This is a genomic window from Halalkalicoccus sp. CG83 (genome assembly GCF_037081715.1).
GTDB classification, from domain to species: Archaea; Halobacteriota; Halobacteria; order Halobacteriales; family Halalkalicoccaceae; genus Halalkalicoccus; species Halalkalicoccus ordinarius.
The window spans coordinates 168,321-195,126 of the sequence record NZ_JAZDDH010000002.1; the positions used below are offsets into that span (position 1 = coordinate 168,321).

At 67.0% G+C, this 26,806-nt stretch carries 25 protein-coding genes and 1 tRNA gene; 21 read left to right on the forward strand and 5 right to left on the reverse strand.

Annotation, left to right across the window (positions count from 1 at the left end; all coding sequences use genetic code 11):
- Positions 1-274: 274 nt before the first annotated feature.
- The 3 genes from V0Z78_RS14395 to V0Z78_RS14405 all read left to right on the forward strand — a co-directional run bounded on the left by V0Z78_RS14395 (position 275) and on the right by V0Z78_RS14405 (position 2,581).
- Positions 275-805, forward strand: a complete 531-nt coding sequence (locus V0Z78_RS14395; protein WP_336345361.1) for a 50S ribosomal protein L16 — start codon at positions 275-277, stop codon at positions 803-805.
- Positions 806-952: 147 nt separating this feature from the next.
- Positions 953-1,798 (forward strand): ATP-grasp domain-containing protein, encoded by an 846-nt coding sequence (locus V0Z78_RS14400; protein WP_336345362.1) that lies wholly within the window; start codon positions 953-955, stop codon positions 1,796-1,798.
- A 33-nt stretch (positions 1,799-1,831) separates the two neighbouring features.
- The gene (locus V0Z78_RS14405; protein WP_336345363.1) at positions 1,832-2,581 is read left to right on the forward strand and encodes a restriction endonuclease; all 750 of its coding nucleotides are present in this window, start codon (positions 1,832-1,834) and stop codon (positions 2,579-2,581) included.
- Between the two features lie 100 nt (positions 2,582-2,681).
- Here V0Z78_RS14405 and V0Z78_RS14410 read toward each other — a convergent pair whose 3' ends face one another.
- The 3 genes from V0Z78_RS14410 to V0Z78_RS14420 are packed head-to-tail and all read right to left on the reverse strand — an operon-like array spanning position 2,682 to position 4,647.
- Positions 2,682-3,134, reverse strand: a complete 453-nt coding sequence (locus tag V0Z78_RS14410) for a thiol-disulfide oxidoreductase DCC family protein (protein ID WP_336345364.1) — start codon at positions 3,132-3,134, stop codon at positions 2,682-2,684.
- 34 nt (positions 3,135-3,168) lie between these two features.
- The gene (locus V0Z78_RS14415) at positions 3,169-3,549 is read right to left on the reverse strand and encodes an Hsp20/alpha crystallin family protein (protein ID WP_336345365.1); all 381 of its coding nucleotides are present in this window, start codon (positions 3,547-3,549) and stop codon (positions 3,169-3,171) included.
- Positions 3,550-3,591: 42 nt separating this feature from the next.
- On the reverse strand, positions 3,592-4,647 hold the full coding sequence (locus V0Z78_RS14420; protein WP_336345366.1) for a type II glyceraldehyde-3-phosphate dehydrogenase: 1,056 nt from the start codon (positions 4,645-4,647) through the stop codon (positions 3,592-3,594).
- A 213-nt stretch (positions 4,648-4,860) separates the two neighbouring features.
- Between V0Z78_RS14420 and gap the strand changes: the two genes are divergently transcribed.
- From gap to V0Z78_RS14460, 8 genes are all read left to right on the forward strand, one after another.
- Positions 4,861-5,910 (forward strand): type I glyceraldehyde-3-phosphate dehydrogenase, encoded by a 1,050-nt coding sequence (gene gap, locus V0Z78_RS14425; protein WP_336345367.1) that lies wholly within the window; start codon positions 4,861-4,863, stop codon positions 5,908-5,910.
- Positions 5,911-5,957: 47 nt separating this feature from the next.
- Positions 5,958-7,154, forward strand: a complete 1,197-nt coding sequence (locus tag V0Z78_RS14430; RefSeq protein ID WP_336345368.1) for a phosphoglycerate kinase — start codon at positions 5,958-5,960, stop codon at positions 7,152-7,154.
- A gap of 5 nt (positions 7,155-7,159) precedes the next feature.
- Positions 7,160-8,110: a calcium/sodium antiporter gene (locus V0Z78_RS14435; protein WP_336345369.1), complete on the forward strand. Its 951-nt coding sequence runs from the start codon at positions 7,160-7,162 to the stop codon at positions 8,108-8,110.
- A complete protein-coding gene (locus tag V0Z78_RS14440) occupies positions 8,107-8,823 on the forward strand; it encodes an urea carboxylase-associated family protein (RefSeq protein ID WP_336345370.1) in 717 nt (238 codons plus the stop codon). Before V0Z78_RS14435 ends, V0Z78_RS14440 begins: the two co-directional genes overlap by 4 nt.
- Before the next feature lie 60 nt (positions 8,824-8,883).
- Positions 8,884-9,639 (forward strand): YqcI/YcgG family protein, encoded by a 756-nt coding sequence (locus V0Z78_RS14445; RefSeq protein ID WP_336345371.1) that lies wholly within the window; start codon positions 8,884-8,886, stop codon positions 9,637-9,639.
- A 43-nt stretch (positions 9,640-9,682) separates the two neighbouring features.
- Positions 9,683-10,645 (forward strand): aminopeptidase, encoded by a 963-nt coding sequence (locus V0Z78_RS14450; protein ID WP_336345372.1) that lies wholly within the window; start codon positions 9,683-9,685, stop codon positions 10,643-10,645.
- A gap of 273 nt (positions 10,646-10,918) precedes the next feature.
- Positions 10,919-11,566, forward strand: coding sequence for an HVO_0476 family zinc finger protein (locus tag V0Z78_RS14455; RefSeq protein ID WP_336345373.1), 648 nt, complete (start codon positions 10,919-10,921; stop codon positions 11,564-11,566).
- 60 nt (positions 11,567-11,626) lie between these two features.
- Complete coding sequence (locus tag V0Z78_RS14460; protein ID WP_336345374.1) at positions 11,627-12,256, forward strand: protein-L-isoaspartate(D-aspartate) O-methyltransferase; 630 nt, start codon at positions 11,627-11,629, stop codon at positions 12,254-12,256.
- 93 nt (positions 12,257-12,349) lie between these two features.
- On the opposite strand, the gene V0Z78_RS14465 is transcribed toward V0Z78_RS14460, so the two are convergent.
- Positions 12,350-13,918 (reverse strand): amidase, encoded by a 1,569-nt coding sequence (locus tag V0Z78_RS14465; protein WP_336345375.1) that lies wholly within the window; start codon positions 13,916-13,918, stop codon positions 12,350-12,352.
- 179 nt (positions 13,919-14,097) lie between these two features.
- Here V0Z78_RS14465 and V0Z78_RS14470 point away from each other — a divergent pair, with 179 nt between their 5' ends.
- The 5 genes from V0Z78_RS14470 to V0Z78_RS14490 all read left to right on the forward strand — a co-directional run bounded on the left by V0Z78_RS14470 (position 14,098) and on the right by V0Z78_RS14490 (position 18,276).
- Positions 14,098-14,856 (forward strand): protein-L-isoaspartate O-methyltransferase family protein, encoded by a 759-nt coding sequence (locus V0Z78_RS14470; RefSeq protein ID WP_336345376.1) that lies wholly within the window; start codon positions 14,098-14,100, stop codon positions 14,854-14,856.
- A gap of 24 nt (positions 14,857-14,880) precedes the next feature.
- Entirely contained in the window at positions 14,881-15,060 is a 180-nt protein-coding gene (locus V0Z78_RS14475) for a hypothetical protein (protein ID WP_336345377.1), read from the forward strand.
- A gap of 282 nt (positions 15,061-15,342) precedes the next feature.
- Positions 15,343-16,332: a helix-hairpin-helix domain-containing protein gene (locus tag V0Z78_RS14480; protein ID WP_336345378.1), complete on the forward strand. Its 990-nt coding sequence runs from the start codon at positions 15,343-15,345 to the stop codon at positions 16,330-16,332.
- 181 nt (positions 16,333-16,513) lie between these two features.
- Positions 16,514-16,939, forward strand: a complete 426-nt coding sequence (locus tag V0Z78_RS14485) for a rhodanese-like domain-containing protein (RefSeq protein WP_336345379.1) — start codon at positions 16,514-16,516, stop codon at positions 16,937-16,939.
- A 776-nt stretch (positions 16,940-17,715) separates the two neighbouring features.
- Positions 17,716-18,276: a ferritin-like domain-containing protein gene (locus V0Z78_RS14490; RefSeq protein ID WP_336345380.1), complete on the forward strand. Its 561-nt coding sequence runs from the start codon at positions 17,716-17,718 to the stop codon at positions 18,274-18,276.
- Between the two features lie 490 nt (positions 18,277-18,766).
- Here V0Z78_RS14490 and V0Z78_RS14495 read toward each other — a convergent pair.
- Positions 18,767-18,839: transfer RNA gene (locus V0Z78_RS14495), tRNA-Asp, on the reverse strand.
- Between the two features lie 187 nt (positions 18,840-19,026).
- Between V0Z78_RS14495 and V0Z78_RS14500 the strand changes: the two genes are divergently transcribed.
- The 5 genes from V0Z78_RS14500 to rpoA2 are packed head-to-tail and all read left to right on the forward strand — an operon-like array spanning position 19,027 to position 26,802.
- The gene (locus V0Z78_RS14500) at positions 19,027-19,254 is read left to right on the forward strand and encodes a DNA-directed RNA polymerase subunit H (protein WP_336345883.1); all 228 of its coding nucleotides are present in this window, start codon (positions 19,027-19,029) and stop codon (positions 19,252-19,254) included.
- Positions 19,254-20,819 carry a DNA-directed RNA polymerase subunit B'' gene (locus V0Z78_RS14505; RefSeq protein WP_336345381.1) on the forward strand — a complete coding sequence of 522 codons (1,566 nt, stop codon included), beginning with the start codon at positions 19,254-19,256 and terminating at the stop codon, positions 20,817-20,819. The genes V0Z78_RS14500 and V0Z78_RS14505 overlap by 1 nt, the downstream gene beginning before the upstream one ends.
- A 3-nt stretch (positions 20,820-20,822) precedes the next feature.
- Positions 20,823-22,649, forward strand: a complete 1,827-nt coding sequence (gene rpoB / locus V0Z78_RS14510) for a DNA-directed RNA polymerase subunit B (protein ID WP_336345382.1) — start codon at positions 20,823-20,825, stop codon at positions 22,647-22,649.
- Positions 22,650-22,667: 18 nt separating this feature from the next.
- Positions 22,668-25,607 (forward strand): DNA-directed RNA polymerase subunit A', encoded by a 2,940-nt coding sequence (locus V0Z78_RS14515; RefSeq protein ID WP_336345383.1) that lies wholly within the window; start codon positions 22,668-22,670, stop codon positions 25,605-25,607.
- Positions 25,600-26,802, forward strand: coding sequence for a DNA-directed RNA polymerase subunit A'' (gene rpoA2 / locus V0Z78_RS14520; RefSeq protein ID WP_336345384.1), 1,203 nt, complete (start codon positions 25,600-25,602; stop codon positions 26,800-26,802). The genes V0Z78_RS14515 and rpoA2 overlap by 8 nt, the downstream gene beginning before the upstream one ends.
- The last annotated feature ends 4 nt before the right edge of the window (positions 26,803-26,806 follow it).

Consider the following 26,806-nt stretch of genomic DNA (forward strand, 5'->3'; position numbering starts at 1 on the left):
CGGGTCTACACGCGCTGACGGCGGGATGGCTGAGACCCCTCCCGCCGCTACCCCAGGTCTTCCTGCTGACTTCTTCCCAACGTCTCGGAATCTGTAGGGGATCTCCTCAGAATCCGTCCCTTCTCGGCTCCCCGTCGCGGCGATCGGACGAGCCACGAAGACGTCCCGCCTGCCCTGCGCTACGGGTCTCCGCCTGGAACGGCGCGGCACGGTCGCTCGGCGGGCTTCGAAGGGGTTATGTGGCGCGTCGGCCTGGGATCCACCAAGAGTACCCATGGTCGACAAACCCGCCTCCATGTACCGGGAGATCTCCAAGCAGCCCTACACTCGACGGGAGTACATCACGGGGATCCCCGGCTCGAAGATCGCACAGCACCGCATGGGCGACCGCGACCGCGACCCCGAGGACTGGCCCGTCCAGATCAGCCTCTCGGTCGACGAGGAGTGCCAGCTCCGAAACAGCGCGCTCGAGGCCTCGCGACTCGCGATGAACCGCCACCTCATCAAGGAGCTCGGCGAGTTCAACTACGCCGCCCTGCTCCGGAAGTTCCCCCACCACGTCCTGCGGGAGAACAAGCAGGCGACCGGCGCCGGCGCGGACCGCGTCTCCGACGGGATGCGCCAGGCGTTCGGCAAGGTCGTCGGCACCGCGGCGCGCGTCCCGAAGGACGAGCGCATCTTCACCATCTGGTGTGAGGTCGAGGACGCCGCCGTCGCCAAGGAGGCGCTCCGTCGTGCGTACAACAAGCTCTCGCCGCCGTGTACGGTCACCGTCGAGCGCGGCGAGAAGCTCCTGATCTCGTAACCCGGCTCCGTCCGTTTTCGTCACCGTCGTTCGAGCGGCGCGTCGACCCGTCCAGCCGAGCGGCCTCGCGGGCGCGCTCACGCGATAAAAAACATAAATGAAGGTGCGAAGCGAGGGCTCTTTGCGCACCCTCCCCGAGTGACGTCCATGCTGCGACTCGCGGTCGCCACCCGCGCGGAGACGTTCGAGCGACTCGAGACCTCCCTCGCCGAGCGCGGGATCGAGGTTCGTCACCTCCGAACGAAGGAGCGAACGGTGGCGCTCTCGGAGCCGCCGTGGTCGCCCGACGAGTTCGACGTCGGGCTCGTCTTCCCGCCGCGGCTGATGGAGGGCGGCCTCGCCGACGCGCTGGTCCCGATCCCCTGGATCAACGACCGCGAGGCGGTGCTCACCTCCCGGAACAAGGCGGAGACCCTCGCGCGCCTCGCGCGAGCGGCCGTCCCCGTTCCCGAGTCGGTGCTCGTCTCGAACCCCGTCCCCCGCGAGGACCTCGTCGCGACCTTCGAGCGGTTCGACCCGCCGGTCGTGATCAAGCCCAACTCGACGACCCGTGGCGTCGGGATCGCCCGCGCCGACGACCTGGACTCGTTTCTGGGGATCTGTGACCACCTCGGGTTGGTCCACGACTTCCGCGCGACCGGCGATAAGTCGTTTCTCGTCCAGGAGTTCATCCCCGACGCGCGCGACTACCGCGCGATGGTGCTCGACGGCGAGTACGTCGGTGCCGTCGAGCGCCGCGGCGAGGGCTGGAAACACAACGTGCACGCGGGTGCGAACGCCGTCGGCGTCTCGCTTCCCGAGGAGCACCGTCTACTCTGCGAGCGGGTGGCCACGACCCTCGACGTCCCCCTCTTCGGCATCGACCTGCTCGTCTCCGGCGATCGGGCGGTCGTCTCCGAGACCAACGCCCGCCCTACGGTCGATGACGCGACGAAGTACGAGCCGGGGTTCGACCGGCGTCTCGCCGACCTCGTGCGCGCACATTCGGGGTAAAGGTTGATAATGGCTACCCGCTCAGCACGTAGCGTGGGACACGCTCCCGAGAACGGTCCGGATCGGCTTCGCGGCCTCGACGCCGAGGCCTTCCAGTCGCTTCTCCGATCGTTCGTGACGACTCGCTGGGGCGTCGACGAGTCGGAGATCGACGTCTCGCCGCCCTCGCCGGCCCGCGGAACCGACGTCGTCGTTCGCGGACGCGCCACGATCGTCCACGCCCGACGCTACGCCCAGGGATCGATCAGCGCGAACCAGCTTCGCGACCTCGCGCTGCTTCGCGATCGGCGGACCCTCGACACGCTCGTGGTCGTGACGACCACCGGCTTCACCGAGGACGCACTGAACCTCGCCGACGAGGCCGACATCGAGTGTATCGACGGCCGGCGACTCCACCGACTGCTCCGACGACACGACGTCACGATCCCCGAGCGTTCCGAGCCGCCGGACCTCTCGACGACGGTCGCGGAGCTCGCGGTCTACTGGCCCGAGCAGCTCCAGGAGACCGCCCAGGAGATCGTCGCGTGTATCGACCGCTCCGGGGAGCTCGAGTACGGTCTCGACCGTGCGGACCACGGCACCGACCTCGACCTGCTCCCCCTCGGTGCGGATCATCCGACGCTCAAGCTCCGGTTCTCGACCGCCGGCCTGCTGCTTTACGCCCGCCGGCCAACGGGCTGGCGGCGGGTCGTCGCGGTCTCCGCCCACGGCGGCCACCGGCCGTCGGACCTCCTCGATCGGGTGCGCGCAGCCGCCGACGACAGCCTCGACTCGTCGGCCTGAAGGAGGGAGGAAACGTGGAATCGAGACGACGGTTGGGATCTACGCGGCGTCGTTGAAGCGGTCGTTCGTCGAGAGGGGCGCGTCCTCGGCGAGCCGGACGTTACCGATCCCTGACGGCTAGCGCCGTGCCGTCGGCCGCCGCGGCGAGCGCGGCGAACCGCTCCTCGGCGGCCGACGCGAGTGGGTAGACGTCGTGGTACGGGTCGGGATCGTGGTCGCCGCCCGCGGCGGTGCTCCGGATCGCGTCCGCGATCGACTCGTAGTTCTCGCCGACGACGTCCTGAACGAGCACCGGCATCCCCGCCCGGTCACAGAGTTCGCTCGCGGCCGCGCGGCCCGCGTACACCCGTTCCTCCTCGTCGTCGACGAGCACGAGCGCGAAGGGTACCTCCTCGAACTGTGCCTCCAGAAACGCCTGTGCGGGCTCGTCGCTCCAGGCGATCGCGCCGACCCCACGGACACGCCGTAGCGCCGTCGAGGCCGCCGAACAGAACGGACACTCGCCGTCGTAGATCAGTACGCCGTGGTACGTCGGATCACGCGATTCGACCATGAGGGCGGATGGAGCCGTGAAGAGTAACGCGTTCTCAATCGACGTCGATGGCGGCCGAGCCGTCGGCGCGCTCGAAGGTCACCTCGAGGACGCCGTTGTTGTAGGTCGCCCGCGCCGAGTGCTCGTCGACCTGGGTGGGGAGGTCGATGCGTTCGTCGTACGCCCGCCGATCGCTGTCGGCGCTGATCGTCAGCGCGTCGCCGTCGCAGGTGAGACCGATGTGGTCCTTCTCGACGCCGGGGAGGTCGGCGATCACGCGCACCGACTCCTCGGTCTCGTAGATGTCGACGTGGGTGTCGCTCCCGAACCCCGCGTTGCCGACGTCGACGCTGCCGCCGCCCATCATCTCGTTCATCATCCGCTCGATCTCCCGGAAGATGTCGTCGAAGGGATCGTTGCGGTCGTCGCGTCTCATACCCCGGATAGGTGACCCCGTGGCAAAAGGGTTTGCGGCGGACTACGGCGACGGCGAGGCGACTTTCGAACGCTCGTGCGGCTCCGGCAGCCCGATCCCCAGCGTCTCGTCGGTCAGCGCCATGCTCTCCTCCTTGTCCGCGAGCCCCGTCATCGCGCGGATCGCATCGACGTTCTCGGGAATCACGTCGCTCTCCTGATGGATCGCCTGGAACATGTAGAGGTCCGACCCCTCGACGTTGATGGAGTCGCCCCAGACGCAGTTCTCCCAGAGGTCGCCACGCGGCCGGCCGTAATCCCGGGCGAACTCCCGGAGCTTTCCGGTGCCGTCGATCGCCATCTCGCCGTCGACGACGAAGATCCGCGACTCCCGACCGAGCAGTTCGCGTACCTCCTCGGTGTCGGGCTCCTCGGCGAGTTCGATGTTGAGGCTGTGCATGTGCATCAGCGTCGCGGGCACCTTCAGCCCCATCGTGTCGATGTCCAGGTCGGGGAGGATCGTCCGCACGTCGGGGCCGTGGTGCGAGGGGACCGTTACCGGATCGGGGAGGATGTCGTTGATCGGTCCGCGACCCGTCTGGTCGGGGTCGCCGCCGCGCCGGACGAGCGTCACGCGCACCTTCTCGACGCCGTAGGCCTCCTCCAGGGGAGCCACGAGTCGGGAGAGGCCGGTCGTGTTGCAGGAGACGACCCGGACGTAGTCGGCGTCGACCGCCCGCTCGAAGTTCGCGCGGGCGTTGAAGCTCGTCTCGACGAGGTCGTCCGACTCCTTTCCCTGCAGGATCGCGGGGGTGTCGGCGGCGCGGTACTTCGCGAGGTTCTCCGCGCCGATCCCGCCGGGGGTCGCGTCGACGACGAGGTCGCTCTCCTCGATCAGTTCGTCGGAGGTACCGACGGGGTCGAACCCCGCCTCTCGAAAGGAGGGCAGTCGATCCTCGAGGGCGGCGTACAGCGGATAGTCGCGGCGGACGGCACCCTCGGCACCGAAGTCGGGACTCGCCTTCGCGACGCCGCAGACCGCCATGTCCGGCTGTGCTGCGACCGCGTCGGCGACGCGCTTGCCGATGGTACCGTAGCCGTTGATTCCCACCTGTAGCATGTACTCGGTCGTGGGAGGCCGAAGGGAATAATATTTACGCGTTAATTACATTAGAAATTAACTCGGCTGCGAGTAACGGGCCCGGAGGAACGGCGATCGTTCGGTCCCCGCCGCGCCCACATTGCGGGCCCCGAATCGCCATCACGGCGATCCTCGTCCTCGTGACCGCGTGCTGACGTAAGATACTTGGTTCAGGGCGCCGATAATTCAATTATGAGTAAAGCATTAGCGGACGATCCGGTACGGGTGGGGCTCAACGGGTTCGGACGGATCGGACGCAACGTCCTCCGCGCGGTCATCGAGACGCCGGAGATCGAGCTGGTGGGCGTCAACGACATCATGGACGTCGAGGACATGCACTACCTCGCGAAGTACGACACCGTCCAGGGCCGCCTCGACGGGCTCGAACTTGAGGGCGACTCGCTGGTCTACGGCGACCGGGAGATCCCGACGTTCAGCGAGAAGGACCCCGCGCAGCTGCCGTGGGACGAGCAGGACGTCGACGTCGCCTTCGAGGCGACCGGCATCTTCCGCACCTACGACGACGCCGCCCAGCACCTCGAGGCCGGCGCCGATAAGGTGATCATCTCCGCCCCGCCGAAGGGCGAGAAGCCGGTTCAGACGATCGTCTACGGCGTCAACCACGACGAGTACGACGGCGAAGACGTGCTCTCGAACGCCTCTTGCACTACGAACAGCGTCGCGCCGGTCGTGAAGGTGCTCGACGAGGAGTTCGGCATCGAGTCGGGCCTGCTCACGACGGTCCACGCCTACACCGGCACCCAGAACCTCGTCGACGGCCCCTCGGGCAAGACCCGCCGCGGCCGGGCGGCCGCGGAGAACATCATCCCGACCTCGACGGGCGCGGCCCAGTCGACCACCGAGGTCCTGCCCCAGCTCGAGGGCAAGCTCGACGGGATGGCGATGCGCGTGCCCGTCCCGAACGGCTCGATCACCGACCTCGTCGTCGACCTCGAGGGCGACGTCGGCGTAGAGGAGGTCAACGCGGCGTTCAAGGAGGCGGCGACCGGCGATCTCGAGGGCGTGCTCGGCTACACCGACGACGAGGTCGTCTCCCGTGACATCCTCGGACTGCCCTTCTCCTCGTACGTCGACTGCGACTCGACGCTCTCGGTCGAGGGCGGCCAGGTGAAGGTACTCACCTGGTACGACAACGAGTACGGCTTCGCGAACCGGATGCTCGATCTCGCACGGTACGTCGTCGACCAGGAGCAGGAGGAGCACGCCGAGGCGGCGGCGTAGACGACCGAACGACCGGCCTTTATTATCGCGGTCGATCTCTACGAGGTATGTTCAGAACGCTCGACGACCTGCCGGGCGACCGGCGCGTGCTGGTCCGTATCGACGTCAACTCCCCCGTCGAGAACGGCGATGTCCGGGACAACAAGCGCTTCTCGCGACACGCCGAGACGCTTCGGGAGCTCGCGGACGCCGGCCACCGCGTCGCCGTCCTGGCCCATCAGGGTCGCCCCGGTCGCGACACCTTCGTCGATCTCGAAGGACACGCGGAGATCCTCTCCGAGCATCTCGACCGTGAGGTGCGCTACGTTCCGGACACCTACGGGGATCGGGCGCTGGAGGCGATCCGCGGTCTCGAGTCCGGCGAGGTCCTGCTTCTGGAGAACGTCCGCATGGTCGACGAGGAGCTCGCGGATCGCAGCCCCGAGGCACACGCCGAGAGCGCGCTGGTCGGGACGCTCGCTCCCGAGTTCGACGCCTACGTCAACGACGCCTACTCCACCGCACACCGCGCTCACGCCTCGATCGTCGGCTTTCCCCGAGTAGTGGACGCCTACGCCGGCCGGGTGATGGAGGCCGAGTACGAGGCCAACTCCGCGATCCAGAACCGGGAGTTCGACGGCGAGGTGACGATGGTGCTGGGCGGGACGAAGGCCGACGATCTGATCTACGTGATGGAGCGCGTCGAACACACGGTCGACCGGTTCCTCCTCGGAGGGATCGTCGGCGAGCTCTTTCTCCGCGCGGCGGGCCACGACGTCGGCTACGACGTCGAGGGATCCGAGCTGTTCGACGAGCAGTGGGACGAAGGGGAAGAAACGATCCGCGAGCTGTTCGAGGAGTACGGCGACCGGATCCGGCTCCCGGCGGACCTCGCCTACGAGGACGACGGCGAGCGAAGCGAGGTCGGCGTCGAGGGCGTCGAGAAGGAGACCTCGTTTCTCGATGTCGGGGGCGACACCGTCGCGGAGTACGAGTCGTTCGTCGAGGACAGCGAGGCCGTCTTCGTGAAGGGGGCACTCGGCGTCTTCGAGGACGAGCGCTTCGCGGCGGGGACGGTGGGCGTTCTCGAGGCGATCGCGTCGACCGACGCCTTCTCGGTCGTGGGCGGCGGCGACACCGCGCGAGCGATCGACCTCTACGATCTCGACGAGGGGAACTTCTCGCACGTCTCGATCGCCGGCGGCGCGTACGTCCGTGCGCTGACGGGTGAATCGCTGCCCGCGATCGAGGCGCTAGAGCGCTAAGCAGAATGGCCACTGGTCTCGTCGTGTCGCTCGCGCTGCTCGCGGGCGCGGTGGTCGGTCTCTGGATCGGTGCCCGGGCGTTCGTCGACGGCGCCGTCTCGTTCGCGCGGTCGTTCGGCCTCTCGGAGCTCGTGATCGGACTGACGGTCGTCGCGGTCGGCACGTCGATGCCGGAGCTGGTCGTGAGCGTCGACGCCGCCCTCGCCGGGACGGGCGACATCGCCGTCGGCAACGTCGTTGGTTCGAACGTCTACAACCTCGCGTTCATCCTCGGCGTCCTCGCGCTGTTCGGGAACGTCGCGGTTCCCCGGGCGCTCGTGCGCCGCGACGGACTCGCGCTGCTCGGGGCGACCACGCTCGCCGCCCTCGCCCTCCTGGATCTCCGTCTCGGCCGGCTCGAGGCGGCGATCCTGCTGCTCGCCCTGGTGGCGTATTTCATCGCGCTCGCGCGCGCAGGATCGCCGTCGTCCTCGGTCGCGGACGCGGGAACGGTCGGGGACGAGGACGACCCGTTTCGCCTCCGCGATCTGGTCGCGTTGGTCGGAGGGTTGGCGCTCGTCCTGGCGAGCGGCCACGCCCTCGTCGCTGCCGCGGTCGATCTCGCACGGTCGTTCGGCGTCTCGGAGTGGGCCATCGGCGCGACGATCGTCGCAGCGGGCACCTCGACCCCCGAGTTCGTCGTCTCGGCGCTCGCCCTCTCGCGGGGTCGTCTCGGCGTCTCCGTCGGCAACCTCCTCGGAAGCAACGTCTTCAACGCGCTCGGGGTTCTCGGGATCGCGGGTCTCGTCCGGCCGTTACCGATCGATCCGGCCGCGCTCCCGGACGTCGGCTGGTTGCTCGTCGTCACCGCGTTCGTGACCCTCTCGCTGTGGAGCGGCCACCGGCTCTCCCGGGTCGAGGGTGGGTTGCTCGTCGGCTCGGAGCTGTTGCGGTGGGGGCTCGACTTCCTCCGGTGACCCGTTCGACGGCATCGTCGGACGTCGTCGGCGACCGCGACCGAAAGGCCGGTTACGCGCGCCATCCCAGCCTGCGTATGCACCACCGCATTCCGGAACGAAGCGGAGCCGCGTTCGGCGTCGACAGCGGTGAGACGTTCTCGGTGTCGACCCCCGAGGGACGACAGGTGGCGGATCTCGTCGCGTTCGTCCGCGACGATCCCGACGAACGGTTCTCGCAGTCCTACACGCGCGACCTCAACGGACGGATCAGGATCTCGACCGGCGACGCGCTCTACACCACGGCGGGCGAGGCGATCCTCGAGATCATCGACGACGACTGTGGCGTTCACGACGTCCTCTTCGGGCCGTGTACGGAGTGGATGCTCACCGACCGACCCCATGCCGAGGGAGTCCAGAACGAGCCCGGCGGCTGTCGCGAGAACCTCGCGCTCGCGCTCGAGGCCGCGGGAGTCGACGAACGGGTGCCCGACACGATGAACGTCTTTCAGGAGTCGACGGTCACCGATCAGACGTACTTCGACGTCCGCGAGAGTCCCGCCGAGCCCGGGGACCGGGTGACGTTCGAGGCGGCGAAGGACGCGGTCGTCGCGGTCTCGGCGTGCTCGGCGAAGGGCGTCGCGAGCGGCTCGGATCTGGGCCCGATCGACCTCCGGCTCCCCGAGGGGACGGCCGTCCACGAACGGTCGGTCCGCGAGACGGACGGGGAGTGATCCGACCGGAGGTCCGCTTCCGAAACACCCACCTTCGCGGGTTCCGAGGAACGAACGAGAATGAGCACACCGGGATCGGACGGACTGTGGACGCGGAGCGATCTCGAGTCGGCCATCGAGCGCGGCGACCTGGCCGACTGGAAGGCGACGCGCTACCGGACGTTTCATCGGACCATGACCGACGACGAGGCGCCGTACCCGTGTTACTTCGCCGTCGAGGCCGAGGAGGAGGGCCTGTTCCGCTACGTCTTCCCCGGCGACCCCGACGATCCCGACGCCAGAACTCGGCTGGCCAGCGCGCTCGAGGCCTATCTGGCGGACTACGAGTCGATCGGCGAGTTCACCTCGCTGGTGGTGCTGTTCGAGCCGGCCGGCGACCAGCCACCCGAGGCCTACAAACGCCAGTTCTGGAACCTGCTCGAGTGGCTCGGGGAGAACGATCCGGAGCCGTGGCCTCGGCGGGTTCCGACCGACCCCGACCACCCCAAGTGGCGCTACTGCTTCGCGGGCGAGCCGCTGTTCCTCGTCGCCCGCGCGCCGTTCTACGAGGCCCGGCGGAGCCGCCACACCGCCCACGGGCTCGAGGTCACGATCCAGCCGACGGGCGTCTTCGAGGAGCTCTCGGGCATGTCCGACGAGGGTCAGCGCGCCCGCAGCACCATCCGCGACCGCCTGAGCGAGTACGACGACGTCCCAAGACACCCCGACTCGGGTGACTACTCCGACCCGCGCCGGCGCGAGTGGAAGCAGTACATGCTCCCGGAGACCAACGCGGAGAGCGTCGCCCGGTGTCCGCTTCCCGAGCGCTCCCAGTGACGGGACCGCTACGACTATGCCCGCGCCGACCGAGCCCTCCTCCATGTCCGACCTGCGAGCCGCAGCCGAGACCGCGGTCCGCCAGTGTATGAACCTCCGTGCCGAGGAGTCGTGCGCCGTGGTCACCGACGACGAACGAGAGCGCATCGGCGAGGCGCTCTACGGGGTCGCCCGCGAGATCACGGACGACGCGGTCCTGCTCAGGTACCCACCCGGACCACAGCACGGCACGGAGCCACCGGCGCCGGTCGCCGCGGCGATGCGGGACGCGGACGTGGTGCTCGCACCCACCTCGAAGAGCCTGAGCCACACCCGCGCACGCGGCGCGGCGACCGACGCGGGAGCGCGTGCCGCCACCCTCCCCGGGATCACCGAGGAGGTGTTCACCACCGGGCTGGACGCCGACTACGAGCGCATCCACGAGGAGTGTGAGCGCCTGCTCGAGCAGGTCGCGAGCGCCGAGGAGATCCGCGTGACCTCACCGCAGGGAACCGACGTCGCCTTCCGGCCGGGCGAGCGCGAGTGGCTCTCGGATACGGGGATCGTCCACGAGGCCGGCGACTTCTCGAACCTCCCGGCAGGAGAGGTGTTCGTCAGTCCCGAGGACGCGAACGGGACGTACGTCGTCGACGGGACGATGCACCCCCACGGACTGCTCGAGGAGGGCCACGAGATTCGGATCGACGTCGAGGACGGCTACGTCACCGAGGTCAGCGATCCCGACGTGGCGGCCGAACTCGAGGAGGCCGCCGACGAGGCGGGCCGAGACGCCTACAACCTCGCCGAACTCGGCATCGGCACGAACGTCGCGGTGACCGAACTCGTGGGATCGGTCCTGCTTGACGAGAAGGCCGCCGGCACCGTTCACGTCGCGATCGGCGACGACGCGGGGATCGGCGGCGAGACGGACGCCCCGATCCACTCCGACGGGATCCTGCGCGAGCCGACGGTGTACGCGGACGGGGAGGTCGTAGAGCTCCCGAAGTCGAACGGGCGTCGCCCGTGAGACGGCGCGGAAGTGGAACTTCCGCGAGTCGAGTGAGCGGCGCTAGGTGCGAACTGGGGAGGTCGTAGACCTCCAGTCGGTCGAATGGCGCGGGACGACTTCGTTCCGCGGATCGCTCGAGCAGTTCGTTGCCGGAGGACGGGCGTCGGCCGCGAGACGGCCCGGGGAGCGAACCGCCTGGCCGATCGGTGGACGGAGCGTCGCCCCGTCGAGCGCCGTTCCACCGTCCGCCGCCTCGGGGAGTTTTTACCGTCCGAGGCGTTAGAACACGCCATGAGCGACACCGCGACGCAGGTGGCCGTCACGTGCCCCTCCTGTTCACCCGACGCCGAGACCGTCCACGAGGTGCTGAAACCCGACGAGCCGGCGACGGTTCGCTGTACCGACTGTGGCCACACCCACAAGACCCGCATCGAGACCGAGCGGACGATCGAGGCCGACGTGATCGTCTCCCAGGAGGGCGAGTCGTTCGCCGCGACCGTCGACGTCCCCGCGGACGAACAGGTGGCCGTCGGCGAGGAGTTCGTCCTCGAGACCGACGAGGCGATCATGCTCGTGCGGATCACGAGCATCGAGCTCGGGGGCGATCAACGCGTCGAGCGCGCCCACGGCGAGGAGCTGGGGACGCTCTGGACCCGCGCGGTCGACAACGTCGAGGTGAACGCGACGATCCACCCCGCGGACAAACGCGACGAGAGCCGCAGCGTCAAGCTCCAGGTCCCCGGCGACCACGAGTTCGTCGTCGGCGAGCGCGAGGAACACGGCGACGAGGAGTTCACCGTGGTCGGCATCCACGTCGAGAACGACGCCGCCGGCTACGAGCGGACGAAGCTCGACTTCGACGGCGACACCGTCCCCGCGAAGGACGTCAAGCGGCTCTACGCCGAGGACGAGAGCTCGAGCGCCTGGTCCGCCTGGTAACGTCCGGAACCGTTCCGTCCGAACCGATCCGACCGACACGTTCGACCCACCACTCGAACCATGACCGACTACGACGACGCCCGCGCCCGACTCACGGATCAGCTGACCCGTCGCGAACGGATCTCCGAGTCGACCGCCGCCGCCATCGGGGCGGTCCCGCGCCACGAGTTCGTCCCCGAATCGCGTCGAGGCGAGGCCTACGCCGACCGGCCGCTTCCCATCGGCGACGACCAGACGATCAGCGCCCCGCACATGGTGGCGATCATGATCGACCTCCTCGACGCCGAGGAGGGCGACCGAGTCCTCGAGATCGGTACCGGCTGTGGCTATCACGCCGCGGTCACGAGCGAGGTCGTCGACCCGGAGAACGTCTACAGCGTGGAGTTCGGCGAGAAGCTCGCGGAACGGGCCCGCGAGACGCTCGAACGCGTCGGTTACGGCGAGGTGAGCATCAGACAGGGTGACGGCCGCGAGGGCTGGCCCGAACACGCCCCCTACGACGCCGCCTACTTCACCTGCGCGGTGCCGGAGATCCCCGACGCCGTCGTCGAGCAGGTCCGCCCAGGGGGGACGGTCCTCGCGCCCGTCGGCGACTGGTCGCAGAAGCTCATCGAGGCTCGCGTCGGCGAGAGGGGGATCGAGTCCCGCGAGCGTCGCGGCGCGGTCCGCTTCGTCTCGATCCGGGGGTGACGACCCCCCATCCCCGAGGGATGAGGAGCCGCCGGACCGATCCGCAGGCGATCACCGATCCCGGCCTGAACGACGAACGACGGGACGACGGCGCTACCGACCCGGGTAGTCGTCGTGCCACGGGTTCGTCCGTTCGTAGGCGGCGCTCGCCGCGACGATCGTCCGGTCGTCGTTGACCGGGCCGATGAGCTGTAACCCCACCGGCGTCCCCCGGTCGGTCAGTCCCACCGGCACCGACGCGGCCGGGTGGCCGGTCATGTTGTTCACCGTCGTGATCAGCCAGCCGACGATCGGGTGGACGTCGACGCCGTCGACCTCGGTCGGACCGAGCTCCTCGTTCGGGAACGGCGGTACCGACAACGTCGGCGTGGCGAGGAGGTCGTACTCCTCGAGCGCCGATTGAATGCCGTCGTACGCCCGCGAGCGCGCGTCGATCGTCGTCTCCAGCGCGTCGTCACGGATCTCCCCCTCGTCGAGGTACTCGTAACCGGTCTCGATGATCTCGACCAGTTCGTCCGGGAAGAGCTCCCGCTCCTCGGCGAGCGGGTCGACGTCCTCCTTTTCCTTCATCTCCTCCGCGAACGTCGCGTACGACGTCGTCCAGACGATCCAGACCGCGTCGATGAACTCCTCGTAGCTCTGGCCGAGGTCGACTTCGGTCCGCTCGACGCTCGCACCTTCCTCGGTGATCGCTTCGACCCTCCGGTCGACGACGTCTCGAACGCGGTCGTCGACGGGGTACGTGTCCAGCCCGGGGCTGTAGCCGATCGAGAGTCCCTCGACGTCGTCCTCGAGCGCGCCTCGGTAGTCCGTCGTCTCCTCGTCGTCGCCGTACATCACTGATAGCGTGAGCGCGGTGTCCGCGACCGACCGGGTCGAGACGCTCGGCTGGAAGTACGTATCGCCAGTCCCGAACTGTCCCGGTTCGTCGACCTCGGGGAACAGGCCGTAGGTCCCGGTGAACGACGCGGGAATGCGGATCGAACCCGCTCCGTCGGTCCCCGTCGCGAACGGGAGCATCCCGTCTGCGACCGCTGCGGCGCTGCCCCCGGAGGAGCCGCCCGAGTTCCGATCGAGGTCGAACGGCGTCGACGTCGGCCCGATGATCAGGTTGTCCGTCTTTCCCATGTAGCCCCCCTCGGGCGTGTTCGTCTTCCCGACGGGAATCGCGCCCGCGTCGAGGAACGCCTGCACCTCGGGATCCGTCTCCTCCGCGATTCGGTCCTCGAACGCGAGGAAGCCGTCGGTGAAGCGAACCCCTTCGAGCCGCTGGCGGTCCTTGATGGCGAACGGGATCCCGTGGAGCGGGCCGAGGTCGTCTCCCCGCTCGACCGCGCGTTCGGCCTCCTTCGCCTCCTCGCGGGCCCGATCCGGCAGCAGGGTCAGGAAGGCGTTGATCTCATCGTTTCGCTCCTCTATCCGGGTGAGGAACGTTTCGACGACCTCGACCGGCGACAGTTCGCCCGCCCGGATCCGCTCGGCGAGCACCGTCGCCGGGGTGAAACAGATCCCGTCGTATGCCTCGTTCGTACCGGCGTACGCGGGGCCGACGCCCCCGAGGCCGAACAGCGCCGCAGTACCGCCGGCGATCCCTCCCAGGTGCTCGCGCCTCGTCTGCGTGAATCGTCCTCGATCTTCCGAATGCGTGGGTTTGTCATCCATGCCTGCAGACGTCCGAATCCCGACTTGGTAAGTGATTTCGTGTATATTGCGATGTTTTATGAACCAAACAATAGGTGAACGAAACGGCCGCGGCCGTCGACGGATGGCGAACGACATCGCGGTTGGAACGCCGTACCAGCAAGCGCGAGGTTGATGTAGCCGCGCGACCGACGGCCGACATGGACCTCGCCGTTCTGCGCGAGGACATGGTCGACGGCCTCGAACACGAGGTCAAGTCCGTCCTCCACACGGATCGGGTCGCGCTGGCCATGCGGGACGTGCCGCGCGAGGCGTTCGTCGAGAACGAGCGCGTCGCCTACACCGACCGTGCCATCGAGGCCGACGGCACGACCGTCCTCGCCCCCAGCACCGCCGCCCGACTCCTCGAGGCACTCGACGTCCGACGGGACGACGTCGTGTTGGTCGTCGGCGCGGGCGTCGGCTACACTGCCGCCGTCCTCGCGGAGATCGTCGGCCCCGAGAACGTCCACGCCGTAGACATCGACCGTAACATGGTCCATACCGCGCGCCGCAACCTCGCCGACGCGGGCTACGGCGAGGTGTTCGTCGACTGCCGGGACGGTGCGGGCGGCCTCCCGGAGTACGCCCCGTTCGACCGAATCCTGATCGAGGCCGCCGCGGTGCGCCCACCCGCTGCACTGGTCGAACAGCTCGTCGCCGGCGGTCGGCTGGCCATGCCGATGGGGACGACCGACCAGACGCTCGTCGCACTCGAGCGCACGGAGGACGAGTACGAGATCGCCGAGCGGGTCTGCCCGGTCGCGTTCCGACCGCTGCTGGTCGAGGGCCAGCAGCCCGGGTCGGTCGAGCGGAACCGCACTGCCCGCGAGGACCGCGAGTTCGCGGAACGTCACGCCCGGAAGCGAAACGGGTGGGAACAGGAGTGGATCGACTGGGAGCACGACGGCGGGTACTAATCCCGTCCGTCACGACATCCGACCATGCCATCCTCACGGGGCGACCCCCGCGTACTGTTCGTGATGAACCTCGTTCTCTCGACGCTGTTCTGCTACGTCGTCGTTCGAGGGCTCGACTTCATCGGCGCCGTCGGGTTCTCCTGGCCGCTGGTCGCCGGCACGACCGCCGTGCTCGTGATCGTCACCCACCTCGTGACGCGATGAGGTGATCGATCGACGGCGCGGCGCTCGACTCTCGTCGCCGTTCACGCCTCTCACACGGGGACCCGAGCACTTCCGCTCGCCCTCCCCGGCCTCCTCGATCCGACTTGACGTTCCGTCCGCCGCGGATGATCCCGGTCTAACCATCTGATGGTAACTACTACCTTCCAGTGCCATTTTGGGGCAATACTTATCCGTGTGAGGGCCCTCCCTTCAGACGCGAAGAAGTCGTGACGGCATGTAGACCGGTGCGACCGCCGTCCGACACCCCACACCACACTAACCATGATCAACGCAACCACGCCGATCCAGACGGCCTTCGAAATGCAGCGAGAATCGATCAAACAGACCCAGCAGCTCTTCGAGCAGAGCCTCGAGCTCCAGCAGAACGCCCTCGAGGCGTTCTTCCAGAACGGCATCAGCGCCCAGCGATCCGCCCAGCAGCAGGGCGCCGAGCTGCTCCAGCAGCTCGCCAACGCCCAGTACGACGCCATCGAGTCGGCCGTCGACGAGGACGAGATCCGCTCGGCGGTGGACGAGCAGTTCGAGCAGAACGCCCAGCACACCCAGCAGCTCCTGAACGCCCAGTTCGAGCAGGGCACCGAGCTGCTCCAGCAGCTGTTCAACGCGCAGTACGACGCCGTCGAGTCGGCCGTCGACGACGAGCAGTATCGCTCGGCGATGAACGGCCAGCTCTACGACTTCGAGGTCGCCCAGGAGGAGGCCTGGGACGAGTTCGAGTCCGGCTTCGTCGAGGCCTTCGAGGCGCTCACCCGCCAGCAGCAGCAGGTCGTCGCTCAGTCGGTCGACGCGTTCCTCGACGCCCAGCAGCAGACCGAGCAGCAGACGATCCAGGGCGTCCGCCAGGCCGAGCAGGCGACCCAGACCGCCCAGCAGCAGGGCCAGCAGCTCGCCGAGACCGCCCAGCAGCAGGGCGAGCAGGTCGTCCAGACGGTCCAGCAGCAGACCGAGGAGGTCGTCGAGTCGGCCGCCGAGGGCGCAGAGGAGATCGCCGAGGAGAGCGCCGACGCGGCCGAGGACGTCGCCGAAGAGAGCGCCGACGCGACCGTGGTCGCAAGCGAGTCCGACGACGACGGTCAGGAGCTCGAGTCCATCGAGGGTCTCGGCGCGACGTACGCCGACCGACTCCGCCAGTACGGCATCCAGTCGGTCGAGCACCTGGCGCAGGCCGACGGCGAGACGGTCGCCGACGCCGCCGAGATCTCCGAGGAGCGCGCGAGCGAGTGGATCACTAGCGCGCAGTCCCAGGCCTAATCCGGCCGAACGAGACTCGGATCTGCGAGCGATACGATCTTTTCATTCTCTTCGGACGAGGAGCCGTAGCCATACGTTCACCAGACGGGAGTCTGGACCGATAGAGTAGTAGCCGCTTCTCGAGACAGGCTGGCGATCATGTTCATTAACTGGTATATGTCTCGAGAGGGTAAGGAGGCGTATGCTCCCCCCCGATCGGACGGGAGGATCCGAGTCCGTCTATCACGAACTCGACCCGAAGGCGTTCCGCGAACTCGTGAACCGGCCGGACGTCTACACGCTCGACGTCCACGTCCCCGAGCAGCGGCACGTCGACGGGACGGACGCGTTCATCCCCTACGATTCGATCCGCGATCACCGGAACCTCCTCCCCGACGAGGACACCCCGATCGCCCTCTACTGCCGCAGCGACGGCATGAGCCGCGAGGTCACCGCCGTCCTCTCCGAACTGGGCTACGAGGAGATCCACCTCCTCCGGGGCGGTATTCAGGCCTGGAACGAACGCGACCTCCCGCTCTCGGAGCATCGCTTCGGCGGACCCGGCGTTCGGACCGATTCGCTCGAGTCGGACGGCCACACGGATCCGGACGACGAGGACGATCCGTGATCCCCGTACAGGGTTCGAACTCGATCGGTCCGCTCACTCCGTTCGCTACGTTCCCCGTTCTCGGACTTCTCCACGATCGTTCTCGGATTTCGGCGTATTCGCGACGAAATCGCCGCTTCTGAACGTGACGTCGGAGACGCGCCCGAGGAGGACGCAAACCGGTTTCGCTACCTGATTCACGAACGCGGAGCTACTCTCCTTCGGACTCGTTGTGGACCGTATCCATGGCCGGTATCTCGACATGAGGTGGCTGGAATGAGAGGGATACTCATCGTCCAAGAGCAGTAGTCCATCCCAGCGGATCCCAGAACCCTGGCCCAGGGTTTTCCGAGTCGAGTCCGATACTGCCGTACTTCTCGTACGTAGTGTACGTAACGATGCTTCCCGGATCCGGTCCTCCTCATAGGTTACTCGAACTGCTGGCTCTTCTCCGGTGCTGGGAACGCCTACTGGTGAACGAGGGGACCGAACATGAACGTCGACGAGAAGTCCTCTCCTGACGGGACGCAAACATATTATTTCTCATACTAATGCTGGAGAGAATTTGGAATAGTTTCTTTATGGTGACGGCACTTGATACAGACGCGGGTTTACAACACAAGATCATGAAGGATACAGACAACGGTTCGAACTTCGATCGGTTGACGGAGACGATGAACGACCAACTGACCAGCCGCCGCAGCTTCCTCGCTGCCTCGGCAGTGGTGGGAGCGGGCGCATTCGGCGCGATGCCAGCAAGTGCCGATGAGCACGGTGACGGTGAAATGAGTGGAGAGATGCCACCAACTGAATTCGTCACTGAAGGCGAGTTCGAGGACGACGTCGATATCCTCAACTACGCACGTCTCCTCGAGTTCCTCGAGGCCGACTTCTACCGCCAGGCGCTCGAGAACATGAGCGAGCGAGATCTCGTCTGCTCGGATCCCATTCGAGCGTTCGGTGATCCGATTCAGGATCGAGTCTACGGCGATCTGCAGACGATTCTGGAACACGAGGAGACCCACGCTGAAGTCCTCGGCGCGACGATCGAAGAGCTCGGGGGCGAGCCGATCGACGAACCGGAGTTCGAGTTCGGTGCAGCCGTCGAAGAACCGACGGAGTTCCTCGCCACCGCAGCGCTGCTCGAGGACACCGGCGTCAGCGCGTACGCCGGCGCGGCCCCCTCGATTCAGAACGCGGATCTGATTCCGCCGGCGCTCAGCATCCACAGCGTCGAGGCGCGCCACGCGTCGTTCCTGCGCGTGCTCGGCGGTGAGATCGGCTTTCCCGCAGCGTTCGACCAGCCGCTCTCACGAGCGGAAGTCGAGGAGGCCGCCAGTCAGTTCATCGTTCAGTAACACCTACACGCCTTTCCGATTTTCTAGCAAGTTCGCCGGTCGATAGAGACACTCTTCTGACCTACAGCTGGCATTCAAATGGAATTCAAACCGCTAAACCTTTCTTCGCTCAGTTTCGCAGTTAGCTCCCTGGAGTCCCTTTCCGATTCCGGTCGTATTCGCGACGGCGAAGCCGTCGCTCATGGACGTGAAATCGAAGAAGCGCCCGAGCGGGATTTGAACCCCGGTCGTTTCGCTCACTTCGTTCGCTACACTCCCTGCTTCAAATCCCTCGTCTGCGTTCCTCGAAATCGGGGTGTTCGCGACACAGCAAAGCTGGTCGCTCACGGGTTTGATTTCGAGAGAACGCCCGAGGCGGGATTTGAACCACCACGACTTTGGTCGCTTCGCTCCCTCGTCGTGTAATTCAAATCCCTTGGTAGCCGCTTTGTGATTCCGACCGGACTCGCGACGAGCGTACTCGTCGCTCGTGGATGTGGAATCACGAAAGCGCCCGAGGCGGGATTTGAACCCGCGTCACGACCGTGACAGGGTCGTATGATGGGCCACTACACCACCCGGGCCGTCGCATTCACCGATTGCGGGCTTGCAGATATAAGGCTTTCCAAACGGATGGCGGTGTGGTGAACGCCCCCGTATCGCGCGTACGAGTCACGAGTAACAACGCTTAAATGCGACTCGCCTGTACTGGCCTGTAGTATCTCGTGACAGCCGCTTCTCCCGTTAGCCAGCCACGCGCGACAACGACCAATCATGGACGCAAGTGAACACACCCTGGTACCCGACCACTCCCTCATGGACGAGGAGGAACTGCAGTCGGTGCTCGACGAGTACGACATCAAGCGCACCGACCTACCGAAAATCAAACGCTCGGATCCGGCGCTGCCCGACGAGGCCGACGTCGGCGACGTCGTGAAGATCGTCCGCGACTCGCGGACGACCGATCGAGCGGTCGTCTACCGACTGGTGATCGACTGATGGACCAAACCGACCGACGCACGATCTCCCGAGAGTACTTCTCGAAGGAACGGCTCGCGGAACACCACTTCCGCTCGTTCAACGACTTCCTGAACCGCGGCATGCAGCAGGTCGTCGACGAGAAGGAGACCATCGACACCGACATCGGCGACAAGGAGGGCGAGGAGCCGGTCTACGTCGAACTCGGCGACGTTCGCGTCGTCACCCCCCGCGTGCGGGAGGCCGACGGCAGCGAGGAGCTGCTCTACCCCCAGGAGGCCCGCCTTCGCAACATCACCTACGCCGCCCCGGTCTTCATGGAGATGTCGATCGTCAAGGGCGGCGAGGAGGAGGAGGAACGGGTCGTCGACACGACCGAGACGAAAGTGGGGCGAATGCCGATCATGGTCGGCTCCGAGAAGTGCAACATCGCGGGCTTCTCCGACGAGGAGCTCGTCGAGATCGGCGAGGACCCCGCCGATCCCGGCGGCTACTTCCTCGTCAACGGCTCCGAGCGCGTGCTGATGACCTCGGAGGACCTCGCGCCCAACAAGATCCTCGCCGAGTACGACACGAAGTACGGCGACGAGATCCAGGTCGCGAAGACGTTCAGCCAGCGCCGGGGCTACCGTGCGCTCGTGCTCTGTGAGCGCGGTCGCGACGGGCTGCTCGAGGTGAGCTTCCCGAGCGTCTCGGGTTCGATCAACTTCGTCACGCTGGTCCGGGCGCTCGGACTCGAGTCGGACGAGGAGATCGTCCACCGGGTCTCGGACGACCCCGAGATCGTGAAGTTCATGCTCGAGAACCTGGAGGAGGCGGACGTCCAGAGCACCGAGGAGGCGATCGAGACGCTCGGAAAGCGCGTCGCCTCGGGCCAGGGCAAGAACTACCAGCTCAAGCGCGCGAACTACGTCATCGACCGCTACCTGCTGCCGCACCTCCACGAGGACGGCGTCCCCGACGAGGACGTCCGGATCAACAAGGCGTTCTACCTCTGTCGGATGGCCGAGGCGTGTTTCGAGCTCGCGCTCGGACGCCGCGAGTCCGACGACAAGGACCACTACGCGAACAAGCGTCTGAAGGTCAGCGGCGACCTGATGACCGATCTGTTCCGGACGGCGCTGAACAAGCTCGCACGCGACGTGAAGTACCAGCTCGAGCGCGCGAACATGCGAAACCGCCAGCTCTCGGTCAACACCGTGGTGCGCTCGGACGTGCTGACCGAGCGGCTCGAACACCCGATCGCGACGGGCAACTGGGTCGGCGGGCGCTCCGGCGTGAGCCAGCTGGTCGACCGGACCGACTTCATGGGCGTACTCAGCCACCTCAGGCGGCTCCGTAGCCCGCTCTCGCGGAGTCAGCCCCACTTCGAGGCGCGCGACCTCCACGCCACCCAGTGGGGTCGGATCGGCCCCTCCGAGACCCCCGAGGGGCCCAACTGTGGGCTGGTGAAGAACTTCGCCCAGTCGATGGAGCTCACCCAGGACATCGAGGACGAACAGGGACTCAAACGAGAACTGGCGTCGATGGGCGTCGAGGGCATTCCGGGCCTCGACTCGACCACGCGAACGCCGGCGGACGACTAACTCATGGCACAGGCACGAGACGCGAAAGTATACGTCAACGGCAGTCTGGTCGGGACCCATCCCGACCCCGAACAGCTCGCAGAGCAGGTCAGAGAGGCGCGACGCCGCGGCGAGGTCAGCGAGATGGTCAACGTCTCGGTGAAGGACCGCACCCGCGAGGTCGTGATCAACGCCGACTCCGGGCGGGCGCGCCGCCCGCTGCTCGTCGTCGAGGACGGCGAGCCGCTGATCACCGAGGAGACGATCGAGTCGCTCAAGGACGGCGAGATCGAGTTCGAGAGCCTCGTCGATCACGGCTACGTCGAGTTCATCGACGCCGAGGAGGAGGAGGACATCTACGTGGGCGTCGAGCGCGAGGAGCTCACGGAGGACCACACCCACCTCGAGATCGACCCGTCGCTGATCTTCAGTATCGGCTCGGGCATGATCCCCTACCCCGAGCACAACGCCTCGCCCCGGATCACGATGGGCGCGGGGATGATGAAGCAGTCGCTCGGACTGCCGAGCGCGAACTACCGCATCCGGCCCGACACCCGCCAGCACCTGCTGCACTACCCCCAGCTGGCGATGGTGAAGACCCAGACCACCGAGCAGATCGGTTACGACGAGCGGCCCGCCGCGCAGAACTTCGTCGTCGCGGTCATGTCCTACGAGGGGTTCAACATCGAGGACGCGCTCGTGATGAACCAGGGCTCGGTCGAGCGCGCGCTCGCCCGCTCGCACTTCTTCCGGACCTACGAGGGCGAGGAACGGCGCTACCCGGGCGGCCAGGAGGACCGCTTCGAGATCCCGCCGGACGACGTCCGCGGCGCGCGCGGCGAGGAGGCGTACACCCACCTCGACGAGGACGGCCTGGTCAACCCCGAGACGGAGGTCGACGAGAGCTCCGTTCTGCTTGGGAAGACCAGTCCGCCACGGTTCCTCGAGGAGCCCGACGACATGGGCGGGCTGAGTCCGCAAAAACGCCGCGAGACCAGCGTGACGATGCGTTCGGGCGAGTCCGGGATCGTCGACACCGTCACCCTGATGGAGGGCGAGGACGGCTCGAAGCTCTCGAAGGTGAAGGTGCGCGACGAGCGCATCCCCGAGCTCGGCGACAAGTTCGCCTCGCGACACGGCCAGAAGGGCGTGCTGGGCCACCTCGCCCCCCAGGAGGACATGCCGTTCACCCAGGAGGGGGTCGTCCCCGACCTCGTCCTGAACCCCCACGCGCTGCCCTCGCGGATGACTGTCGGCCACGTCCTCGAGATGCTCGGCGGCAAGGTCGGATCCCTGGAGGGACGCCGCGTTGACGGGACGGCCTTCACCGGCGAGGACGAGGAGGAACTCCGAAGCTCGCTCGAGGAGCGCGGCTTCGAATCCTCGGGCAAGGAGGTCATGTACTCGGGGATCTCCGGCGAGAAGATCGAGGCCGAGATCTTCGTCGGCACCATCTTCTACCACAAGCTCTACCACATGGTGTCGAACAAGCTGCACGCCCGCTCTCGCGGGCCGGTGCAGGTGCTGACCCGCCAGCCCACCGAGGGACGCGCCCGCGAGGGCGGACTGCGGGTCGGCGAGATGGAGCGCGACACCGTCATCGGCCACGGCGCGGCGATGACGCTCAAGGAACGCCTGCTCGACTCCTCGGATCGCGAGTACCTCGACGTCTGTGGCAACTGCGGGATGACCGCCGTCGAGAACACCCGACAGAACCGCGTCTACTGTCCGAACTGCGGCGAGGAGACCGACATCCACGAGATCGAGATGAGCTACGCGTTCAACCTGCTGCTCGACGAGATGAAGGCGCTCGGGATCGCGCCGCGGCTCGAACTCAAGGACGCGGTCTAATCTACCACTACCCAACCCATGCCACCACAAACCACCCCAAAAGAGATCGATCGGATCACCTTCGGGCTGATGGACCCCGAGGAGTACCGGGACATGAGCGCGACGAAGATCATCACCGCCGACACCTACGACGACGACGGCTTCCCCATCGACATGGGGCTGATGGACCCCCGGCTCGGCGTGATCGACCCCGGCCTCGAGTGCAAGACGTGCGGGAAGCACTCGGGCGCCTGTAACGGCCACTTCGGCAACATCGAGCTCGCCGCACCCGTCATCCACGTCGGCTTCACGAAGCTCATCCGACGCCTGCTCCGCGGGACGTGTCGGGAGTGTTCGCGCCTCTGTCTCACCGAGGAGGAGAAGGAGGAGTTCCGCGAGGACCTCGTCCGTACCCGCGAGCTCTCGGACGACGTCAACGACGTGACGAAGGCGGCGATCCGCCAGGCGCGGAAGAAGGACCGCTGTCCCCACTGCGGGGAGGTCCAGTTCGACATCCAGCACGAGAAGCCCACGACCTACTACGAGGTCCAGCAGGTGCTGACCAGCGAGTACTCCGAGCGAATCGCCCAGGCGATGCAGCCCGATGAGGACGAGGAGGACGACGAGGGGACGAGCCCCCGGGCGCTCGCCGACGAGACCGGCATCGACATGTCGAGGATCAACCAGATCCTCTCGGGCGAGTTCCGGCCCCGACGCGCCGACCGGGAGGCGCTCGAGAAGGCGCTCGACCTCGATCTGACCGAGGAGGACATGAACAAGCTGATGCCCTCGGACATCCGCGACTGGTTCGAGGACATCCCGGACGAGGACATCGAGGTGCTCGGGATGGAACCCGCGAAGTCCCGGCCCGAGTGGATGATCCTCACCGTGCTGCCGGTGCCACCCGTGACGGCGCGGCCCTCGATCACGCTCGACAACGGCCAGCGAAGCGAGGACGACCTCACCCACAAGCTGGTCGACATCATCCGCATCAACCAGCGGTTCATGGAGAACCGCGAGGCGGGCGCCCCCCAGCTGATCATCGAGGACCTCTGGGAGCTGCTGCAGTACCACGTCACGACGTTCATGGACAACGAGATCAGCGGGACGCCGCCGGCGCGCCACCGCTCCGGCCGCCCGCTGAAGACGCTCAGCCAGCGCCTGAAGGGCAAGGACGGCCGCTTCCGTAACTCCCTCTCGGGCAAGCGGGTGAACTTCTCCGCGCGGACCGTCATCAGCCCGGACCCCACCCTCTCGCTCAACGAGGTCGGCATCCCCGACCGGGTGGCCCGTGAGATGACCCAGACGATGCAGGTCACGACGCGCAACGTCGAGGACGCCCGCCGGTACGTCGCGAACGGCCCGGAGGGCCACCCCGGCGCGAACTACGTCCGGCGGCCCGACAACCGCCGGCTGAAGGTGACCGAGAAGAACTGCGAGGAGCTCGCCGAGAAGGTCGAGGCCGGCTGGGAGGTCAACCGCCACCTCGTCGACGGCGACATCGTGATCTTCAACCGCCAGCCCTCGCTCCACCGGATGAGCATCATGGCCCACGAGGTCGTGGTGATGCCGTATAAGACGTTCCGACTCAACACCGTCGTCTGTCCGCCGTACAACGCCGACTTCGACGGCGACGAGATGAACCTCCACGCGCTCCAGAGCGAGGAGGCGCGCGCGGAGGCCCGCGTGCTGATGCGCGTCCAGGAGCAGATCCTCTCGCCGCGCTTCGGCGAGAACATCATCGGCGCGATCCAGGACCACATCTCGGGGCTCTACCTGCTGACCCACACGAACCCGCAGTTCTCGGAGACGCAGGCGCTCGACCTGCTTCGCGGGACCGACATCGACGAGCTGCCCGAACCCGACGGCGAGGACGAGGACACCGGCCGGCCCTACTGGACCGGGCGAACGATCTTCTCACAGCTGCTGCCCAAGGGACTGAACCTCGAGTTCACCTCCGCCGCGGGCGATGCGGTCGTCATCGAGAACGGCGACCTCCTCGAGGGAACCGTCGACGAGGACGCGGTCGGCGCGTTCGGCGGCGAGGTCGTCGACACGCTGGTCAAGGAGTACAGCGAGACGCGCGCTCGCGTCTTCATCAACGAGGTCGCCAGCCTCGCGATGCGGGCGATCATGCACTTCGGCTTCTCGCTCGGCATCGACGACGAGTCGATCCCCGAGGCGGCCGGCGAACAGATCGACGAGGCGATCGCCAGCGCCTACGACCGCGTCGAGGAGCTCATCATGACCTACGAGAACGGCGATCTCGAGTCGCTCCCCGGACGAACGGTCGACGAGACCCTGGAGATGAAGATCATGCAGACGCTCGGGAAGGCCCGCGACAGCGCGGGCGACATCGCGGAGGATCACTTCGCCGACGACAACCCCGCGGTGATCATGGCCGAGTCCGGCGCGCGTGGCTCGCTGCTGAACCTCACCCAGATGGCCGGCTGCGTCGGCCAGCAAGCCGTGAGGGGCGAGCGGATCAACCGCGGCTACGAGGGCCGGACCCTGAGCCACTACCCGAAGGGCGACCTCTCCGCGGAGGCACACGGCTTCGTCGAGAACTCCTACCGCGCGGGACTCTCCCCGCGGGAGTTCTTCTTCCACGCGATGGGCGGTCGCGAGGGATTGGTCGACACCGCCGTCCGAACGTCGAAGTCCGGCTACCTCCAGCGTCGGCTGATCAACGCGCTCTCCGAACTCGAGACGCAGTACGACGGTACCGTCCGCGACACGAGCGACAAGATCGTCCAGTTCGAGTTCGGCGAGGACGGCACCTCGCCCGTCCGGGTCTCCTCCTCGGAGGAGGTCGACATCGACATCGAGACGATCGCCGATCGCGTCCTCGAGGAGGAGTTCGACTCGGAGGACGAGCGGCGGGCGTTCCTCGGTCGGCGCGAGTCGCTGACGAACCTCTCGGAGCACGCGGACGCCCGTCGGATGGACTCGCCCATGGAGGTGGAGTCCGATGACTGAATACGACGTGAGCGACGACGTCGAGGCGGTCGTCGAGGACACCGAGCTTCCGCGACGGATCAAGGACCGGGTATACGAGACGATCGAGACGCGTGACGGCGTCACCGTCGAACAGGCCGACGAGATCGCCCAGGCGGTCGAGAGCCGATACGTCGACACCCGGGTGGACCCGCTCGACCCCGTCGGGACCGTCTCGGCCCAGTCGATCGGCGAGCCCGGGACGCAGATGACGATGAACACGTTCCACTACGCCGGGGTCGCGGAGATCGACGTCACGCAGGGACTGCCACGACTCATCGAGCTGGTCGACGCCCGTAAGACGCCCGACACGCCGATGATGACGGTCTACCTCGAGGACGAGTACGCGACCGACCGCGAGAAGGCCCACGAGGTGGTCTGGAACATCGAGGCGACGCGCATCCTCGCGCTCGGTGACGTCTCGACGAACGTCGCGGACATGAACGTCCAGATCGACCTCAACGAGGGTACGCTCGAGGAGCGGATGATCGAGCCCGAGGAGGTCGCCGAGATCATCGAGGACGAGCTGGGCGTCACCACGATCCAGCAGGGCACGAACGTCCAGTTCGGTCCCGAACAGCCGAGCTACCGCGAGCTGCTCCAGCTGGTCGAGGAGCTCCGCGAGATCGTCTTCAAGGGGATCGAGGAGGTCTCGCGCGTCGTCGTCCGCAAGGAGAACGTCGACTCGACGGACGAGGACGCGTCCGGCGAGGAGTTCGTCCTCTACACCGAGGGGTCGGAGTTCGGCGACGCGCTCGCGATCGAGGGCGTCGACGCCTCGCGGACCACGTGTAACAATATCCACGAAATCTACCGCAACCTCGGCGTCGAGGCAGCCCGCGAGGCGATCATCAACGAGACGATGGATACGCTCCGCGAGCAGGGGCTCGACGACGTGAACGTTCGGCACCTGATGCTGGTCGCTGACATCATGACCACCCGCGGGACGATCGAGTCGATCGGCCGCCACGGGATCGCGGGCAGCAAGGACAGCGTGCTCGCGCGCGCGTCCTACGAGGTGACGGTCAACCACCTGCTCGACGCGGCGATCCACGGCGAGATCGACGACCTCAACGGCGTCATCGAGAACGTGATCGTCGGGAAACCCGTCAAGCTCGGCACCGGCGACGTCGACCTGCGGATGGGCTCGCTGATGTCGGGCTCCGCCTCGGACTGACGAC

Coding starts and splice junctions, on each gene's coding strand:
- rpoA2 (WP_336345384.1), top strand. CDS start 25,600: ATGACTGAATACGACGTGAGCGACGACGTCGAGGCGGTCGTCGAGGAC.
- V0Z78_RS14450 (WP_336345372.1), top strand. CDS start 9,683: ATGTCCGACCTGCGAGCCGCAGCCGAGACCGCGGTCCGCCAGTGTATG.
- V0Z78_RS14515 (WP_336345383.1), top strand. CDS start 22,668: ATGCCACCACAAACCACCCCAAAAGAGATCGATCGGATCACCTTCGGG.
- V0Z78_RS14415 (WP_336345365.1), bottom strand. CDS start 3,549: ATGAGACGCGACGACCGCAACGATCCCTTCGACGACATCTTCCGGGAG.
- V0Z78_RS14445 (WP_336345371.1), top strand. CDS start 8,884: ATGAGCACACCGGGATCGGACGGACTGTGGACGCGGAGCGATCTCGAG.
- V0Z78_RS14460 (WP_336345374.1), top strand. CDS start 11,627: ATGACCGACTACGACGACGCCCGCGCCCGACTCACGGATCAGCTGACC.
- V0Z78_RS14480 (WP_336345378.1), top strand. CDS start 15,343: ATGATCAACGCAACCACGCCGATCCAGACGGCCTTCGAAATGCAGCGA.
- V0Z78_RS14485 (WP_336345379.1), top strand. CDS start 16,514: ATGCTCCCCCCCGATCGGACGGGAGGATCCGAGTCCGTCTATCACGAA.
- V0Z78_RS14420 (WP_336345366.1), bottom strand. CDS start 4,647: ATGCTACAGGTGGGAATCAACGGCTACGGTACCATCGGCAAGCGCGTC.
- V0Z78_RS14400 (WP_336345362.1), top strand. CDS start 953: ATGCTGCGACTCGCGGTCGCCACCCGCGCGGAGACGTTCGAGCGACTC.
- rpoB (WP_336345382.1), top strand. CDS start 20,823: ATGGCACAGGCACGAGACGCGAAAGTATACGTCAACGGCAGTCTGGTC.
- V0Z78_RS14475 (WP_336345377.1), top strand. CDS start 14,881: ATGCCATCCTCACGGGGCGACCCCCGCGTACTGTTCGTGATGAACCTC.
- V0Z78_RS14430 (WP_336345368.1), top strand. CDS start 5,958: ATGTTCAGAACGCTCGACGACCTGCCGGGCGACCGGCGCGTGCTGGTC.
- V0Z78_RS14410 (WP_336345364.1), bottom strand. CDS start 3,134: ATGGTCGAATCGCGTGATCCGACGTACCACGGCGTACTGATCTACGAC.
- V0Z78_RS14505 (WP_336345381.1), top strand. CDS start 19,254: ATGGACCAAACCGACCGACGCACGATCTCCCGAGAGTACTTCTCGAAG.
- V0Z78_RS14435 (WP_336345369.1), top strand. CDS start 7,160: ATGGCCACTGGTCTCGTCGTGTCGCTCGCGCTGCTCGCGGGCGCGGTG.
- gap (WP_336345367.1), top strand. CDS start 4,861: ATGAGTAAAGCATTAGCGGACGATCCGGTACGGGTGGGGCTCAACGGG.
- V0Z78_RS14470 (WP_336345376.1), top strand. CDS start 14,098: ATGGACCTCGCCGTTCTGCGCGAGGACATGGTCGACGGCCTCGAACAC.
- V0Z78_RS14490 (WP_336345380.1), top strand. CDS start 17,716: ATGCCACCAACTGAATTCGTCACTGAAGGCGAGTTCGAGGACGACGTC.
- V0Z78_RS14465 (WP_336345375.1), bottom strand. CDS start 13,918: ATGGATGACAAACCCACGCATTCGGAAGATCGAGGACGATTCACGCAG.
- V0Z78_RS14455 (WP_336345373.1), top strand. CDS start 10,919: ATGAGCGACACCGCGACGCAGGTGGCCGTCACGTGCCCCTCCTGTTCA.
- V0Z78_RS14395 (WP_336345361.1), top strand. CDS start 275: ATGGTCGACAAACCCGCCTCCATGTACCGGGAGATCTCCAAGCAGCCC.